The sequence below is a fragment of the Lachnoclostridium phytofermentans genome (assembly GCF_000733755.1).
In the GTDB taxonomy this organism is placed as follows: Bacteria; Bacillota; Clostridia; order Lachnospirales; family Lachnospiraceae; genus Lachnoclostridium; species Lachnoclostridium phytofermentans_A.
This window is the reverse complement of record NZ_JPOF01000001.1, coordinates 130,486-147,619: the sequence shown is the minus strand read 5'-3', so window position 1 is coordinate 147,619 and position 17,134 is coordinate 130,486. Positions and strand designations below refer to the sequence as shown.

The following is a 17,134-nucleotide window of genomic DNA, read 5'->3' as shown; positions in this document are numbered from 1 at the left end:
CTTTGTTACACTCCATATATTTACTTATAATTTGTAATCCTCTAAATATCATTCCTGTATCAATTTTCTCTTAGTTATGCTATCTAATACTTCTATCTTCTAATAATTTACCAGAAGGAGGTGGTAGAGTTTCCTCATCAATTTGATTAATTTCACAAAAATAGTGATAGAACTCTTCTGCAAGTGTAACCTTATCTTCCTCAAGAGGTAGACTCATGATATCTTTTAAGATTTGTGCAGATATTACATTGGAACAATATCGAAATTCTCCTGACTTCCATACTAACTTTTCTGGATATCTTTCATCCATATAATAATTCCAAAACTTTAATTTAGGCAAATGATCTGGTAGTAATAAGATGTATTTTGAATGCAACGTTATCTTCCCATCTTTACAATCAGTACCTAAGAAATCCTCTCCAACCATCGCAATGCCAAAAATGGTACGACTAGATTCATCTTCATCATTTCGTTCCGTTAAAATACATGCTGAGTTTTGATGTAGTCTTGATGGCCTTACTGGCATTCCTTTTGTCTTTCCGGTCTGTATGAATCCAGTACTTATTACCTTTTCTTTAAGAAATGTAGACTTCTCATTCTCAATAAATCGAATTACAATTTGCGAACTTGGATGGAGTTTTAGTTTATCTTTTAGTAGATTATGTCGTTCCATCTTTCTAGCTAAGCGATTATTAATCTCTTCTTTTTTAGCCAAGTCCTTTAAAATATCGTCAACATAATTCTTACTATCTTTCTCCATAAGAACAAGAAATTGACGAAATGCATCTGGATATACAAAAATCTTCTTCCCTTCATCAAATTGTACGGCTAATTTGTTTTGTTTCAAATCGACAATAATTCCTTTTCCAAACTTCCTATGAAATACTGTTTGATTCTGTATATTCATAATCTGTGACCACCTTTCTACCTTCGATATAAAAAAAAAGAAGGTGCTTTTTCATACAGCTACTTTACAGTAGAATATTAAAAGCCCTTCTTTTAATCGACGGTTCTTTTACTTATTTTATTATGGTATTAGTATAACATATTTCCATTAAAAAAGCAAACGTGTAAAAATTACAGTAAATTTATCAATGATTTAAATCAATTTTCCATTTTCAATTATGTAATTAATGTCGTCACAAAAGGCAGAATCAGCACCACCAGTGTGAACTGGTGGTTTGCTCTGCCCCTGTAAGGGGCTATTGCCGGCATGGACCTCAAAGGTCCTTCGAAAGTAAAGGCCCCAACCGCACCACTTTCTCTGGCTAACCCTTACAAGGGTTTATTATTTGCCTTTTATTACTGGCTCACCCGTGAACGGGTCAATAAATTCTTTCAAACTTAGTTGATCTTCTGCTTGGTCATCCATCAACTGGCTTCTGATGTATTCTTCTATTTTCTTTGCATTTTTTCCAACTGTATCTACAAAGTATCCTCTACACCAGAATTTTCTATTTCCATATTTGTATTTTAAATTTGAATGTCTATCAAATATCATCAATGAACTTTTTCCCTTCAAATACCCCATGAATTCCGAAACGCTTATATTCGGTGGTATTCTAACTAGCATATGCACGTGATCTTTGCAGCATTCAGCCTCTATAATTTCTACACCTTTCCTTTTACACAATGTACTTAGTATATTTGCAACATCTGCCTTTATACTTCCATAAATTATCTGCCTTCTAAATTTCGGTGCAAAAACAATATGATATTTACATTCCCATGTTGTATGTGATAATGTATTCTTATCCAATTGGATACCTCCTTTGTTATATTTAGTGCGGTTTGAGACCCACACTTATTATAACAAAGGAGTTTTATTATGAAAATGCTAGAAGCCATTGTGATCCACCGGCCTAGCCGGTGGTTTATTAAAGATAGCCCTACAAAAAAACCCGTAAACCCTCATTATGAGGATTTACGGGATATAGATTCAGCAACTATATTGTACGAAATATCGATTAGCCGATAATTGTAGCAACCTTACCTGATCCTACAGTACGTCCACCTTCACGAATAGCGAATCCAAGACCCTGCTCCATAGCGATTGGGTGAATTAATTCGATAGTCATTTCGATGTTATCTCCAGGCATACACATCTCAACGCCTTCTGGTAAGTTACAAACACCAGTAACGTCAGTTGTTCTGAAGTAGAACTGTGGTCTGTAGTTATTGAAGAATGGAGTATGACGTCCACCTTCGTCTTTAGTTAATACGTAAACCTGAGCTGTAAATTTCTTGTGGCATGTAATGCTGCCTGGTTTACAAAGAACTTGTCCTCTTTCGATGTCTGTTCTCTGAACACCACGTAAAAGTGCACCGATGTTATCACCAGCCTGAGCCTCATCAAGAAGCTTACGGAACATCTCGATACCAGTTACAACAACCTTACGAGTCTCTTCCTTAACACCAACGATTTCAACTTCTTCAGATACGTGAAGAACACCACGCTCAACACGGCCTGTAGCAACAGTACCACGACCAGTAATAGAGAATACGTCCTCAACTGGCATTAAGAAAGGCTTATCTGTCTCTCTCTGTGGATCTGGAATCCAGCTATCAACAGCGTCGAATAACTCAAGAATCTTGTCACCCCATGGGCTAGTTGGATCTTCAAGAGCCTTAAGAGCAGAACCCTGAATGATTGGAGTATCATCGCCTGGGAACTCGTACTCAGATAATAATTCTCTGATTTCCATCTCTACTAATTCAAGTAATTCTGGATCATCAACCATATCACACTTGTTCATGAAAACAACGATATATGGAACACCAACCTGACGGGAAAGTAAGATATGCTCTTTAGTCTGAGCCATAACACCATCAGTAGCAGCAACTACAAGGATAGCACCATCCATCTGAGCAGCACCAGTGATCATGTTCTTTACATAGTCAGCATGGCCTGGGCAGTCAACGTGTGCATAGTGTCTCTTCTTTGACTCGTACTCAACGTGAGAAGTAGAAATTGTAATACCTCTTTCTCTTTCTTCTGGAGCCTTATCAATCTTATCGAATGCTACAGTTTCACCAGTACCTAATCTTTCATGAAGTGTCTTTGTGATAGCAGCTGTTAATGTTGTTTTACCATGATCTACGTGACCGATGGTTCCGATATTACAATGTGGTTTGTTTCTTTCAAACTTAGCTTTAGCCATTTTAAAACGTCCTCCTTTAAATCCGCCCCATCGTAGGGCGTAAATATTTTATGATCGTTATATCACTTGACGTTAGTCATAATGATATTTATGCTCTCTGCATTGGCAGAAAAAGCGCCTTATAAGCCTAATTATATTTCAAAAGTAAAATATTTTCAAGTACAAAAAATATGCATGGCTTATATTTATATCAATGGAAGGATGTACTTATTAAAGTACATCTCCCATCGAACTTTAATTACTTACCTCTATTGCTGAGAACCTTCTCCTGAACGTTCTTTGGAACTGGCTCATAAGTGGAGAAGAACATGGAGTAAGCACCACGACCCTGTGTCTTAGAACGAAGTGTTGTGGAGTAACCAAACATCTCGGACAATGGCACAAATCCGTGAATAACCTTGGATCCGTTATTATCATCAGTACCTTCGATACGACCACGACGGGAGCTGATATCACCGATAACATCACCCATGTAATCATCTGGTACAGTAACTTCTACTCTCATGATAGGCTCTAATAGAACTGGACCTGCTTTATGCATCGCATCTTTAAATGCCATGGAACCAGCAATCTTGAATGCCATTTCATTAGAGTCAACTTCATGGTAAGAACCATCATAACAGTTAGCACGAACACCAAGTACTGGATATCCGCCAAGTACACCGCACTTCATAGCTTCTTCAATACCTGCCTGAACAGCTGGAATGTATTCCTTAGGAATAGCACCACCAACTACAGAAGATACGAATTCGAAAGTCTTCTCACCATTAACGTCCATTGGGCTAAACTTAACTTTACAGTGACCATACTGACCACGACCACCGGACTGTTTTGCGTACTTGCTATCAACATCAACTTCTTTTGTGAAGCCTTCTTTGTATGCAACCTGAGGTGCACCAACGTTAGCTTCTACTTTAAATTCACGAAGAAGACGGTCAACAATAATTTCAAGATGAAGCTCACCCATACCTGCAATAATTGTCTGTCCTGTTTCTTCATCAGTACGAACGCGGAACGTAGGATCTTCTTCAGCAAGTTTTGCTAAAGCTTCACCCATCTTATCCTGACCTGCTTTTGTCTTAGGCTCAATAGCAACGTCGATAACTGGTTCTGGGAATTCCATTGACTCAAGGACAACTGGATGTTTCTCATCACAAATAGTATCACCTGTTGTAGTGAACTTAAAACCAACAGCTGCTGCAATATCACCAGAGTAAACCTTATCAAGGTCTTCTCTCTTGTTTGCATGCATCTGAAGGATACGACCAACACGCTCTTTCTTACCCTTTGTAGCATTAAGTACATAAGAACCGGAGTTTAATGTACCAGAGTATACACGGAAGAATGCGAGCTTACCAACGAATGGGTCAGCCATAATCTTGAATGCTAAAGCTGCAAAAGGTTCATCATCAGAGGAAACTCTGTGAACTTCGTTACCTTCTTCGTCAATACCTTTGATATCTTCAATATCAGTAGGTGCTGGCATGTATTCGATAACGGCATCAAGTAACTTCTGAACACCTTTGTTTCTATATGCGGAACCGCATAGTACAGGAATGATTTGAACGCTAATTGTAGCTTTTCTTAAAGCTTTTTTAAGCTCTTCATTAGATGGCTCATTTCCTTCTAAGAAAACTTCAATTAAATCGTCATCTGTTTCACAGATAGATTCAATCATTGCTGCTCTGTACTCGTCAGCTAAATCCTTCATATCATCAGGAATATCTCTGATTTCGATGCTATCACCCTTATCATCAAGATAATAATAAGCTCTCATCTCGAAAAGATCGATGATTCCTTGGAATGTGTCTTCTTTTCCGATTGGTATTTGAATTGGAACAGCATTCTTACCTAATCTGTTCTTTATCATACCTACTACGTTATAAAAGTTTGCACCTGAAATGTCCATCTTATTAACAAATGCCATTCTTGGTACGTTGTATTTATCTGCCTGACGCCAAACGGTTTCAGACTGTGGCTCTACACCACCCTTAGCACAAAATACACCAACCGCACTATCAAGTACACGTAAGGAACGCTCTACTTCGACAGTAAAGTCAACGTGTCCTGGTGTATCAATGATATTGACACGGTGCTCTAATGCACCTGGAGCTTTCTTATGCTCTAACTCCAATGTCCAGTGACATGTTGTAGCGGCTGAAGTAATTGTGATACCTCTTTCCTGTTCCTGCTCCATCCAGTCCATGGTAGCAGTACCTTCATGAGTATCACCGATTTTGTAGTTAACACCAGTATAGTATAAGATACGCTCTGTAAGAGTAGTCTTACCAGCATCAATATGAGCCATAATACCGATGTTTCTTGTTCTCTCTAATGGGTATTCTCTTCCAGCCAAGGATATTTCCTCCTTAATTTCTTGACAATTGAGCCCCGTATTTTAAGGGGTCAATTCTAAATATAGACTTCTAGTTAAACAAACAAATTTTCGCACAAAAATGCCTAATCGCTCATTATCTTCCGGTTTTTACCAGTGATAACGAGCGTATACGCCGAGGCGTTCTAAGCACTCTTTTATCTTACCCGCGGTAATGAGCGAACGCCGAGGCGTTTTAAAAACTCTTTTATCTTACCAACGGTAATGAGCGAATGCCTTGTTTGCATCTGCCATCTTGTGCATATCTTCTTTTCTCTTAACAGCAGAACCTGTGTTAGCTGCTGCGTCTAAGAGCTCGCCAGCAAGACGATCAACCATAGTCTTCTCGCCTCTCTTACGAGAGAACATTGTCAACCAACGAAGACCAAGTGCTTGTCTTCTATCTGGTCTAACTTCGATAGGTACCTGATATGTTGCACCACCGATACGACGAGCTTTTACTTCAAGAACAGGCATAACATTGTTCATAGCCTCTTCAAAAACTTCAATTGCGTCTTTACCGGATTTCTCTGCAACTTTCTCGAATGCACCGTATACAATTTTCTGTGCAGTTCCCTTCTTACCATCAAGCATGATGTTGTTAATAAGTTTTGTAACGATCTTATTATTGTAAATAGGATCTGCTAATACATCTCTTTTCTGTATATGTCCTTTACGTGGCACGTTGCTTCCCTCCTTAATATCGACTGTTAAATAACAGTCATTAATTCTACGGTACTCACATTACTGTGTTCATGCTCAGTTTAATATCTATTTTCAAATCCAACATACCGCAACCACAGGGGAATTGTTTGTCTTCGAAATAAAAAATTAACCCGGCATTCCAATGTAGCTTACGCTACGAAACAACAGTTTTACTTCATACAAGCTAAACTTGTTGCAACAAATTAGTAATGAGAAATTATTTCTTTGCTTCTTTAGGTCTCTTAGCTCCGTATTTGGAACGAGCCTGTCTTCTCTTTGCAACACCTGCTGTATCAAGTGTACCTCTGACGATATGATATCTTGTACCTGGAAGGTCCTTTACTCTACCACCTCTGATCAGAACAACACTATGCTCCTGAAGGTTGTGTCCTTCACCTGGGATATAGCTTGTTACTTCGATTCCGTTACTTAAACGAACTCTGGCAATCTTTCTAAGCGCTGAGTTAGGCTTCTTAGGTGTCGCTGTTCTAACTGCAGTACACACACCTCTCTTCTGTGGAGCGGATGCATCTGTCGCTTTCTTTCTTAAGGAGTTAAATCCTTTTTGTAACGCTGGAGCCTGAGAATTTTTCTCCAATGTCTTTCTGCCTTTTCTTACTAACTGGTTGAATGTTGGCATTAATTTTTCACCTCCTGATAAGTATTCGAAAATTCGTGGTTGCTTATGCAGACTGATCTGCGTAAATTTTAGCATGCACCTAATGCACGCAGAGTTGATTATACTTCCATCTGACTTTGTTGTCAAGGTAATTTTACTGTAACCTGCTGTTTTTTCATACCAAATTGAAGTAATTTTGGTATTCTTATTCTTCTATTGTTAATTTTATATTTTAAAATTATTAAATAGGAAGCGATAGCAGTTTGTCCTAGCATCCAAAACAACATAGAATTGTCTATTTATATTAGTTTGTAAAAATCCACCTAATTATTCAACTTAACATGTCACCATAGATAACAAGCGATTCATATAGTATAACAAAGTGGATAATATGATATAAGTCAAAAAGAGACCTTTAAAAAGGTCTCTTTTTTTGTTTCGTATTTTTCGAATTCGTTTTCTCTACAACGTGTTTTAATATATTTTATCTTTTGTACTTTTATAGCGAATAAAACTCATCCCCTAATATTTTTCTCTTATGTAGCTCGTTTCCATAACCCGGAAAATTACAGTGTAGATTGGAATATACAACATACAGTCTTATGTAACTTTACCATGAAATGGTTTTTTCATTTGTATTGTGTACGACATGTCATATCGACATTGAAAATTATACCTCACAAAGGCCATATAGTCAATATATAGAGCTACATTCCAATATTTACTACCATATGTTGTGGTTTTCCATTATTTACAATTTATAACTTATTTCTTTCCATATATTAAAATACTGTTGTAAAAAGATTTTATTCCATTCGTGCTTACTCTGTGCTATAATGTTAGTTGGTGACTTTTTTCGCCCAAGACGAAAATACTGGAGGTCCTTCTCATGGAAGAACAAGTAAATACCTTTGAAGCACGCCTGAAAGAACTAGTAGCATTTGCGAATGATAATAAAGGTGTCATTGAAGTTGATAAAGTGAATGATTTTTTTAAAGAGTTAAATCTGAATGTACGGCAGATTGATAAAATATATGAGTATCTTGAGGCAAACAATATTGTTGTGCTTAATCCTTCAGACGAGGATGAGCCTAACGAGGATGCCCTACTCGAATTAGAGGATGATTCTGAAATCATTGGTGATACAGAAGACATATCTTCTATGGTATCAACCATCTCAGATGATCCAGTAAAACAATATCTAAAAGAAATCGGTAGCTATCCTCTTCTCTCAATTTCAGAAGAAATAGAGTTAGCTAAAAAAATTGAAGCTGGAGATAATATGGCGAAGCGAATTCTGGCAGAATCAAACTTACGATTAGTAGTCAGCATCGCAAAACGATATGTAGGAAGAGGACTCTCCTTCCTAGATTTAATCCAAGAAGGTAACTTAGGTCTTATCAAAGCAGTCGATAAATTCGATTATAACAAAGGCTATAAATTTAGTACCTATGCGACATGGTGGATCCGACAGGCAATCACAAGATCTATTGCGGATCAATCCCGTACCATTCGTATTCCGGTACATATGTCGGAAGTTATTAATAAGACATATCGAATTTCAAGAAATCTTCTTCAGGAGTTAGGACGTGAACCTAGCGAACAGGAACTAGCAGATGCAATGAACCTTCCTATTGAAAAGGTACGTGAAATCCTTAAGGTCTCTGCAGACCCTATATCTCTAGACACTCCAATCGGTGAAGAGGACGACAGCCATCTTGGTGACTTCATCAAAGATGATACAATTATGGGACCAGAAGATGCTGCCTCCTATGCTGTATTACAGGATCAGATATCAAAACTGCTAGATACATTAACTGAGCGTGAGCAACGAGTATTAATTCTACGCTTTGGCTTACAAGATGGAAGAAGCCGTACTTTAGAAGAAGTTGGAAAAGAATTTAACGTTACTAGAGAACGTATCCGCCAAATTGAAGCAAAAGCACTTCGCAAATTAAGACATCCTAGTCGTGCACGGATGTTGAAGGGTTACGAGCTAAACTAAGTTAACACATTATATAGGAAGGGAGCATTCGTATGAAGAGAATTCTTTTCATGATTCTACGTAGCTTTTTTAATCTACCAGTCTGGTTTTTCCAGCTGAAACGTTTGTGTAACATAGATAAGCATGACCGGTTTGAACGCTATGCATGGCTTCATAAATATGCACCAATCGTTAATCGTAGAGGAAGAGTAACGATTGATTGCCACGGGTTAGAGAACCTTCCAAAGGAAACCGGATATATCCTATTTCCAAATCATCAAGGTCTTTTTGATGCACTTGCGTTTTTGGAGACTCATGAGCGTCCTTTTGTTACTGTAATGAAAAAAGAAGTAAAAGATATCTTTTTTCTTCGTGATATCATTACCATATTACAAGCAGAAATTATTGACCGTGAAGATATCCGTCAGTCTATGACTGTCATTAAAAACATGACTAATCGTGTGAAAGGTGGCGAGAACTTCGTTATCTTTGCGGAAGGTACCAGAAGTAGAAAAGGAAATCAAATCGGAGAATTTAAAGGTGGCAGCTTTAAGAGCGCAATGAACGCTCGCTGTCCTATTGTTCCAGTAGCATTGATTGACTCATTCAAAGCTTTTGATACAAGCTCCATTAAGAAAACCACCGTTCAAATCCATTATTTAAAACCACTTTATTATGAAGATTATAAGGGTATGAAATCCACTGAAATCGCTGAGTTAGTTGAAAATATGATTAAAGAAACAATTGCTGAGTATACAAAAGACTAAAAAAAGAACAGAAAGCATTTTGCTTTCTGTTCTTTTTTAGTCTTTTCCTTTATCTTACCATATTATCAAGATTTTTATCTTTTATATAACCATTTACATTATATAAAACTAATACGTCCGTAATACCATTCTCTTCAATAAAGCGAGACATCGGCATATTAAAATAACGTAAATCAACCATATAAGTTGTTTCAAAATGGTTTGCTGCAAATGGCGCAAAACAATGTGCATAAGAATCTTTAATTATCAATAATTTTTTTCCATTATGATTTTCAGAATCAATCTTTACGATAGGATTATTGCCTCCTAAATAAACAGAGTATTTATCTTTTGTATCCAAAAAGCTCATTTCATATAAGCTGTTTTTTTGTACTCCATCCATATTGTATTCCACCGTATAATTTTTTCCAGAATCATATAAATACATCTCATCCGAGGATAATTCAAGATTAATTTTAGAATAGATAGTACCTAAAAATTTATCTTCAATTTTCTTAATATCAAATTCTTCTTGTCTCATTGGTGTCACGCCAATTGCCTCTGCCCACTCTACATAAGCATAGTAAGCACCTAAGGTAGTCCAGTGATGGTCAGTACGATAGAATATATATTCATCCTTATGCTCTGAGAATGTTTGTCTAAGATCAATAAACTGATTTGTTAAGGTTCCTTCCAATCTATTCAGAAACGCTCCTTGATCAAAACCAGTTGCATATGGTGGCAACTTCTCTTTTAATACTTCAAATGCAGTAGGAGCAATCATTGCAAATACATGCTCATCACCTAGTTGTTCTTTATATTTATTGATAAATGCATATAATCTCTTCTCATTTCGATCGAGCTGTTCCATATCAACGTCTGAATTTTCTACCTTCTCAATTAAGTATCCATCTTTTCCTATATAAACTCCATTGATATCCTTTTTTAACATTGCAAGCTCTGTTCTAGTTTTGATTCCTATCCAAGTATCTCGAAATACAAACTGATCTGTAACAAAAGTCTCATACTTACTGATAAAGCTACCGTTAAATAAGGATTCCCATGAGAATTTTGGTCGACCTTCCAGTACTCTGTTCTCACTTTCAGAAAAGCCCTTCACTGGATTAATCATACTAGCTATGGTTAATCCATAGATTAACACTAAGAATATAATAACATTACTAAACCTTCCACGTTGTTCCTTCCCCTCACCTTTCTTTATCTTAGGAGGATTCGGTACCGCTTCTAAGTTTTTATTCACTTCTGACATACACTCACCTCCTAGAATCTAAAATACAAGAATGGATTGTAGGAAGCATCCACTAGATATGCCACAGAGATGATAAAAATTCCCACAACAAACAAACCTTGTACTACTGGTGTTACTCTTTTCTCACCATGCTCCCCGACAAAACGGATTGCAAGTCGCTTAGGTAAGTCTGTACTACCTAAGATAAGAATAATAAGAATAAGTGCATAGTTCATCAGAAGATAAAGCGCATTTGTATTTACAAAGCCAAGGGTATTTACACCAAACATAGCCTTAATGTAATCAATACCTCTCGATAAATCATCAAATGCAAAGATGACCCAGCCAATCCAGACTAGGAATATTGCATAGATGTGCGAAATGAAGGAAGGTAATTTATTTAAAACTTTAAGTAACACAAATTTTTCAAAAACAAGTATTACTCCAAAGTATACCCCCCACATAATAAAATTCCAACTTGCTCCATGCCAAATACCAGTTAAAAGCCACACTATCGCAATGTTACGTATCTGTTTCCCCAATCCACAGCGGTTACCGCCAAGAGGGATATACACATAATCACGGAACCAACTTCCTAATGAGATATGCCATCTACGCCAAAATTCAGTGATACTTTTTGACATATATGGATAGTTAAAGTTCTCAAGGAAACGAAAACCTAACATATTACCAAGACCTATTGCCATATCAGAATAACCTGAGAAGTCAAAATAAATCTGAAAAGCAAATGCAGTAATACCTAGCCAAGCAGTTACCACTGTTAATTCACCACTCGGTGTTGCTGAAATCTTATCCCATAGCAAACCAATATTATTGGCTAACAATACTTTTTTACCCAAACCATTCATAAAACGGATTACACCATAAGAAAACTGATCAAAATTTTCTCTGCGCTCCTGAAGCTGAGTCGCTATTGTCTTATATTGTACAATTGGACCAGCAATTAATTGTGGGAATAATACCACATACGCGCCGAATGATATAATATTTTTCTGAACTTCTGCTTCACCTCGGAACACATCAATCGTATAAGACATGGTCTGGAACGTATAGAAAGAGATACCAATTGGCAATGCCAGCTTTAATAAAGCGATATCACTACCAGTTAACGCATTGATGTTTGAAATCAAAAAATCAGAATACTTAAAAAATCCAAGTAAAGCTAAATTGATAATCATCGAAGATGCTACTGCAAGCTTCGCTTTTTTAATTTCACCCTTTTGCTTAAAATGATGCACTAACATACCATGGGTAAAGTCAACAACTGTGGAGAAAAGCATAATTACAACATAAATTGGCTCTCCCCATGCATAAAATACCAGACTTGTGAAGAATAGCACTGTATTCCTTAGCTTTCTGGGTACTATAAAATATAAAATTAATACAATCGGTAAATACCGAAATAAAAATGGTAAACTACTAAAAACCATCGTTTCCCTCCGATAATAATTATTTACCAAGATCTATCGCTAATGAACTTTTACTCAAAACTATCTTCCGTGACAACAGTACCATCAATTGCCTCATAAAAGATTTGACTATTTTCGTCTTTCATATAAAAATAAATACTGTTTTCATCGATCAGTGCATAATCCTCTTGTCCAAGGATAGGTTTCACAGATACAATCACATTGATCCCTTTTGAGATTTTTGTTGTAAGCGATAGCGGTAGACCCTCTGTAATCGTTATATTATTTGGTGTTCCTTCCCCACAAAGTAGTCTGGTAACCTGTAAGTTAATGCTCTTTAGATTCTCCGTATCAACAACATCAGTAATCTCGCCTAGAACTGTCACTGTATCTTCCATTGAGACATCCCCGTCCTCTATACCATAAGCGGAAACATTAGCAATGCCATTCGGATTTTCTCCATCAATCGTTCGCATCTGATGATTTCCGGTGTTATTGATATTAGGGCTTTTACCAGCTTGCCAACCAGCAAATATCACTAATGCAAACACTGCAAATGATGCTAAGCTCGCAGCAAATGCTGGAATTCTTTTATTTTCCCGATTATATCGAAGGAATTTTGAAGCCCAAGACTTACTTTTAATATTATCTTCTTGCTGTCTTAGTGTTTCCGCCTTTTTATAAATTCCATCGATAAATTCCCTATCTGTTTTCATAGGAGTAGCCCTCCTTTTCTACTAACTTTGCAAGACTTTTTCTAGCTCTATAGATTAAAACTTTCATCTGTGCATCATTTTTCTTTAAAACCTTTGCAGCTTCTGCATACGTCATTTGCTCTAAGTCAATGAGTGAGATAGCTGCTTGATAATCCGGCTTTAACTTTTTGATCGCACGATATAAGAGTTTCCTCTCTTCCTCTCGAATAAGTTTATCCTCCATTCGATTTTCCTCGTCATAACTTTCCGGATAATCTTCCACCAACATCATCCGTTTATTCTTACGTATATAATCAATAGCCTTATTTCGCCCAATCGTAAACAAATATGTTTTAAAGCTCACCTGGAAATGATATCGTTCTTTATGAACTAAGACTTCCACAAAAGCGTCTTGAGCCAAATCTTCTGCTATTGTCATATTATTTACCAGGCGATGTATGAAATAGATCAAATGATCTTTATGTTTAATAACCAGTTGTTCAAATGCTCCCTTATCGCCATCTAAAAACTTTTGATAATAAAGCTTATCCTGATCTGATTGAACTCCTTCTTTGGAAGATGGGTGCTCCGTAAGTAAGTTACGGTAATAAAAATCATCCCTAGCTTCTTCCACTAAGAAGAAATTGTCCGCATTCTTCATCATGCATCTCATCCTCTCTGCCTTTGCATTAGTATTATTGTGAAAAGTAATGTTTTTCTATACTTATCACTCTTCTACACGCATCCACCAGTATAGCACAAAAACTGACAATAATCTATAAAAAAAGCGCCACGGTAGAACCAAGGAAATGTCGGGGCATTCGTTGGCACTACTACGGCGCTCCATTTATAGTATTTCAAAACTGTCTACTTTTTATGAATGAATGGGTTTGCAACGGTAGCGTTACAAATTGCAGATGTCGACAATGCTTACTACTAATAAGCCTATATTCATCTTTTGGAATCAGTTCTTATTTTGCTTCAATCTCTTTCTTAATGATATCTAATGCAATCTGGTTCTGTTCTTCATATGCTTTAATCATATCACTATCTTCTGTGTATGCCATCTCATCAATTGTACCAAGCATAACGAAGAATACATAATCACCAACAGTTTCAACTTTAGAAGCCTGAATCTTTAATAAGTTCATTGGATACTGCATAGTATCTGCAAGTAATCCTTCATGATATTTCTTTAATGCATTCTGAACATTCTCTAAATTACCTTCTGTTGCATGAATTCCGATAAATTTATCTACATGGGCACTCATCATTGGTCCTTCTGCGATTGCTGCATCATACCAATCAGCCTTTATGCCAAACTGTTCATCTAAATTTTCTACAGTAAATGGCATATTAGGAAGATAGTTCTCACCATAAGCTTTCTTTATCTCTTCGTGAACTTTATCAAGAATTTCATTGCTCTTTAATTCTGTCGCTCCTAAATTTTCACCAGTTCCTTCCTCTGTACCAGGCTGCTCCGTTGGTGCTGCCGTTGGTTCTGCAGGTGCCTCTGTTGGTGCAACTGTAGGTGTTGGTGTTGGTTCTGTTGTGTCCTTCTTACCACATGCTGTGAATGCTAATACGGCTACTAAAGATAATGCCATTAATTTTTTATGTCTCATTGTTTTCTCTCTCCTTTAATCCCATTAAAATTTTTCTTTTCTTTTTCCTTTTGTGCTTGTGAGTAAATCACAACTTTTTCTTCCATTTTCATAATTTTTGTTGCGATAATATCACAACCTCATCCTCATGTCGACATCTATTATTCGGCTGTTAACAAAAAAAGTTACACCTAGTTTTAAAAATTTTTTTTGTAATTTTTTTTGTAGGATTATTATATGGATTTTTTAACATTGTAATACGCTTGTTTTTTACCATAATATAAGAAGTAAGTGTGATAAAGTCAATTGTATCACCATAATTACTCACTAATGATAATAAAATCAGCGGTACATAGCTAACATTAATTAGATTGTTTTTATTATATTAAAGTTTCAAAACTTTTCAAAACTCGAATCCTGTCGTTATTTCCTTGACATCTTCCTTAATTAAAGTATAATTGAAGTATAAATGTAAGCGTTTACATTTTCAACGAATGGAGGTAATTTGTATGCTGACGGTTAATGAAAATCGCGAATTTGACGCACTCGCTTTAGGAGAGATCTTATTAAGACTTTCTGCTCCTTCCAATGAGCGTATTGTACGTGGAGATACATTCGAAAAATGCGCTGGTGGCGCAGAATTAAATGTTGTATCCGGTATCTCTATGATGGGACTTCGTACCGGTATTATTTCTAAGGTTCCACAAAATGACATCGGTACTTATGTAAAGAATCACCTTCGTTTCTGTGGCGTAAGTGATGACTGCCTTATCTTTGATGAGAGCAGAGATGCCCGCCTAGGAATCTATTTCTATGAGAACGGAGCATATCCAAGAAAGTCCTCTGTAGTGTATGACAGACGAAACTCCTCTATCAACACGATTTCCATGGAGGAAATTCCAGAAAGCACTTTCTCATCCACAAAATTATTCCATACATGCGGAATTACCTTAGCTCTATCCCCTCAAACAAGAAAAGTTACAGAGGAATGCATTAAGAAATTTAAGGAACAAGGAGCACTCATTTCCTTTGATGTAAATTACCGCGCTAACCTTTGGGATGAGACTACCGCAAAGCAATACATTGAACGTATCCTCCCATATGTTGATATTTTATTTGTATCCGAGGAAACTTCCCGCAGAACATTTGGTAAGACCGGAACAATTAAAGAGATCATGAAATCCTATACAGAAGATTTCGATGTAAAAATCGTAGCGACAACGGAACGTATTGTTATTAGTCCGAAGAAGCATACGTTTGGTTCCACAATATATAATGCTGTAGAAGATAAATTCTACGAAGAAGCACCATATCAGAATATAGAAGTCATCGACCGCATCGGAAGTGGTGATGCTTATGTATCCGGTGTGCTTTATGGATTATTAGCTTATAACGACTGTCAGAAAGCTCTTGAAATCGGTAATGCCGCAAGTGCTGTGAAGAATACTATCCCTGGAGATTTGCCATCCACGGATTTAAAGGAAATTCATAAGATTATTGCCTCCCATCAAAATATTGGGCCTCAGAGCGAGATGAATCGTTAACACTAATATCATGAAATAAATACCTCAGATAAAAGGCAGGATACCATCGTATTCTATAAGAACGCATATTTGAATTCTTATAGAATACATTGGTATCCTGCTCTTCATTTCTATTTTCCTGTTACCGAACTATTTCTGATTTAGATGGGTATTAAAGTATAGATTTCGGTATTCGGTGGGAGTTATCTTTTCATGATACTTAAAGTATTTTAAAAATGTATTACTATCATCAAAATGTAAGTTTGCTGCAATTTGCTTTATTGTATAATTGGTATGAAGTAAGTAGTATTTCGCTCGAACTAATTTCTGTTGTATTATGTAATCCTTAATACTGATTTGAAAGGTTTCCATAAACACTTTTGTTAAGTAATCAGGGTTGTATTGGAAAACATCTGCCACTAGCTTTACACTAATCCTTTCTTCTGCATGGATTCGTATCCATTCTCCTATTTCCTTTAATATTGGGCGATAATTTTTTAAGGCTTTCTCCTGCATCCTATGAACTTCTAAAAGCATCTGACCAAGTAAAAGTTCACTGTAACATACTGGATAGTCCAAAGAATAAAAGCTATGCATCATTTGCTTTAGCAAGTTTGCTATGACATATGGATTTTCCAATGTTCCATGCAGAAAAGTTGGAAGAAGTATTCCCTCATTTTCTATTGTAAAATGCACCCAATAAAAGCTTAGTTTTCCCTCTAATTCTTTGGTTCCGTAATGATTCCTTCCGGGTTGTAACAATAGGTACTGATTTGCTATTATGGAATACTTTTGCTCTTCTTGCGCAATCCATAAAGTTCCTTCCTCAACTAATATAAATTCATAACTATCCAGTATCCTCGCTGGATGAATCCAGTTCTTTGACTGAACAAATTTCCCTACTGACTGTAGTGTTATTCTTGATTTGCTGTCATCTAACGTTATCATATCGGATTTTCTCACCTTTTTCGTAGTTTCATTCCATTGTTTTTTCATTTCCCGATGCTTATAATTAGGATAGTACCATCCTAATAATTTCGTTTA

The 17,134-nt window shown here is 36.5% G+C and carries 15 protein-coding genes; 3 read left to right on the top strand and 12 right to left on the bottom strand.

Annotation, left to right across the window (positions count from 1 at the left end; all coding sequences use genetic code 11):
- Positions 1-79 precede the first annotated feature (79 nt).
- The 6 genes from CC92_RS0100730 to rpsL form a co-directional block, all read right to left on the bottom strand.
- Entirely contained in the window at positions 80-907 is an 828-nt protein-coding gene (locus tag CC92_RS0100730; protein WP_029502306.1) for a hypothetical protein, read from the bottom strand.
- A 381-nt stretch (positions 908-1,288) separates the two neighbouring features.
- Positions 1,289-1,759, bottom strand: coding sequence for an IS200/IS605 family transposase (gene tnpA / locus CC92_RS0100725; protein ID WP_029501569.1), 471 nt, complete (start codon positions 1,757-1,759; stop codon positions 1,289-1,291).
- A 208-nt stretch (positions 1,760-1,967) separates the two neighbouring features.
- Positions 1,968-3,161, bottom strand: a complete 1,194-nt coding sequence (gene tuf / locus CC92_RS0100715; protein WP_029502307.1) for an elongation factor Tu — start codon at positions 3,159-3,161, stop codon at positions 1,968-1,970.
- Between the two features lie 238 nt (positions 3,162-3,399).
- The gene (fusA, locus tag CC92_RS0100710) at positions 3,400-5,517 is read right to left on the bottom strand and encodes an elongation factor G (protein WP_029502308.1); all 2,118 of its coding nucleotides are present in this window, start codon (positions 5,515-5,517) and stop codon (positions 3,400-3,402) included.
- Between the two features lie 231 nt (positions 5,518-5,748).
- Complete coding sequence (gene rpsG, locus CC92_RS0100705; RefSeq protein WP_029502309.1) at positions 5,749-6,219, bottom strand: 30S ribosomal protein S7; 471 nt, start codon at positions 6,217-6,219, stop codon at positions 5,749-5,751.
- Between the two features lie 238 nt (positions 6,220-6,457).
- On the bottom strand, positions 6,458-6,880 hold the full coding sequence (gene rpsL / locus CC92_RS0100700) for a 30S ribosomal protein S12 (protein WP_029502310.1): 423 nt from the start codon (positions 6,878-6,880) through the stop codon (positions 6,458-6,460).
- A gap of 868 nt (positions 6,881-7,748) precedes the next feature.
- Between rpsL and rpoD the strand changes: the two genes are divergently transcribed.
- Both rpoD and CC92_RS0100685 read left to right on the top strand, forming a co-directional pair.
- Positions 7,749-8,864: an RNA polymerase sigma factor RpoD gene (rpoD, locus tag CC92_RS0100690; protein WP_029502311.1), complete on the top strand. Its 1,116-nt coding sequence runs from the start codon at positions 7,749-7,751 to the stop codon at positions 8,862-8,864.
- A 32-nt stretch (positions 8,865-8,896) separates the two neighbouring features.
- Complete coding sequence (locus tag CC92_RS0100685) at positions 8,897-9,610, top strand: lysophospholipid acyltransferase family protein (RefSeq protein WP_029502312.1); 714 nt, start codon at positions 8,897-8,899, stop codon at positions 9,608-9,610.
- A gap of 49 nt (positions 9,611-9,659) precedes the next feature.
- On the opposite strand, the gene CC92_RS0100680 is transcribed toward CC92_RS0100685, so the two are convergent.
- The 5 genes from CC92_RS0100680 to CC92_RS0100660 all read right to left on the bottom strand — a co-directional run bounded on the left by CC92_RS0100680 (position 9,660) and on the right by CC92_RS0100660 (position 14,588).
- Positions 9,660-10,859, bottom strand: coding sequence for a DHHW family protein (locus CC92_RS0100680; RefSeq protein ID WP_051650656.1), 1,200 nt, complete (start codon positions 10,857-10,859; stop codon positions 9,660-9,662).
- An 11-nt stretch (positions 10,860-10,870) separates the two neighbouring features.
- Positions 10,871-12,289 (bottom strand): MBOAT family O-acyltransferase, encoded by a 1,419-nt coding sequence (locus CC92_RS0100675; RefSeq protein WP_029502314.1) that lies wholly within the window; start codon positions 12,287-12,289, stop codon positions 10,871-10,873.
- Positions 12,290-12,339: 50 nt separating this feature from the next.
- Complete coding sequence (locus CC92_RS0100670; RefSeq protein WP_029502315.1) at positions 12,340-12,984, bottom strand: hypothetical protein; 645 nt, start codon at positions 12,982-12,984, stop codon at positions 12,340-12,342.
- Entirely contained in the window at positions 12,971-13,627 is a 657-nt protein-coding gene (locus CC92_RS0100665) for an RNA polymerase sigma factor (protein ID WP_051650657.1), read from the bottom strand. The genes CC92_RS0100670 and CC92_RS0100665 overlap by 14 nt, the downstream gene beginning before the upstream one ends.
- 307 nt (positions 13,628-13,934) lie before the next feature.
- Positions 13,935-14,588 (bottom strand): DUF4358 domain-containing protein, encoded by a 654-nt coding sequence (locus CC92_RS0100660; protein WP_029502317.1) that lies wholly within the window; start codon positions 14,586-14,588, stop codon positions 13,935-13,937.
- Between the two features lie 488 nt (positions 14,589-15,076).
- Here CC92_RS0100660 and CC92_RS0100650 point away from each other — a divergent pair, with 488 nt between their 5' ends.
- A complete protein-coding gene (locus tag CC92_RS0100650; RefSeq protein ID WP_029502318.1) occupies positions 15,077-16,111 on the top strand; it encodes a sugar kinase in 1,035 nt (344 codons plus the stop codon).
- 129 nt (positions 16,112-16,240) lie between these two features.
- Here the strand turns inward: CC92_RS0100650 and CC92_RS0100645 are convergent, their stop codons facing one another.
- Complete coding sequence (locus CC92_RS0100645; RefSeq protein WP_029502319.1) at positions 16,241-17,086, bottom strand: helix-turn-helix transcriptional regulator; 846 nt, start codon at positions 17,084-17,086, stop codon at positions 16,241-16,243.
- Between the last annotated feature and the right edge of the window lie 48 nt (positions 17,087-17,134).

Coding starts and splice junctions, on each gene's coding strand:
- CC92_RS0100730 (WP_029502306.1), bottom strand. CDS start 907: ATGAATATACAGAATCAAACAGTATTTCATAGGAAGTTTGGAAAAGGA.
- tuf (WP_029502307.1), bottom strand. CDS start 3,161: ATGGCTAAAGCTAAGTTTGAAAGAAACAAACCACATTGTAATATCGGA.
- rpsL (WP_029502310.1), bottom strand. CDS start 6,880: ATGCCAACATTCAACCAGTTAGTAAGAAAAGGCAGAAAGACATTGGAG.
- rpoD (WP_029502311.1), top strand. CDS start 7,749: ATGGAAGAACAAGTAAATACCTTTGAAGCACGCCTGAAAGAACTAGTA.
- CC92_RS0100685 (WP_029502312.1), top strand. CDS start 8,897: ATGAAGAGAATTCTTTTCATGATTCTACGTAGCTTTTTTAATCTACCA.
- CC92_RS0100680 (WP_051650656.1), bottom strand. CDS start 10,859: ATGTCAGAAGTGAATAAAAACTTAGAAGCGGTACCGAATCCTCCTAAG.
- CC92_RS0100675 (WP_029502314.1), bottom strand. CDS start 12,289: ATGGTTTTTAGTAGTTTACCATTTTTATTTCGGTATTTACCGATTGTA.
- CC92_RS0100670 (WP_029502315.1), bottom strand. CDS start 12,984: ATGAAAACAGATAGGGAATTTATCGATGGAATTTATAAAAAGGCGGAA.
- CC92_RS0100665 (WP_051650657.1), bottom strand. CDS start 13,627: ATGATGAAGAATGCGGACAATTTCTTCTTAGTGGAAGAAGCTAGGGAT.
- CC92_RS0100660 (WP_029502317.1), bottom strand. CDS start 14,588: ATGAGACATAAAAAATTAATGGCATTATCTTTAGTAGCCGTATTAGCA.
- CC92_RS0100650 (WP_029502318.1), top strand. CDS start 15,077: ATGCTGACGGTTAATGAAAATCGCGAATTTGACGCACTCGCTTTAGGA.
- CC92_RS0100645 (WP_029502319.1), bottom strand. CDS start 17,086: ATGAAAAAACAATGGAATGAAACTACGAAAAAGGTGAGAAAATCCGAT.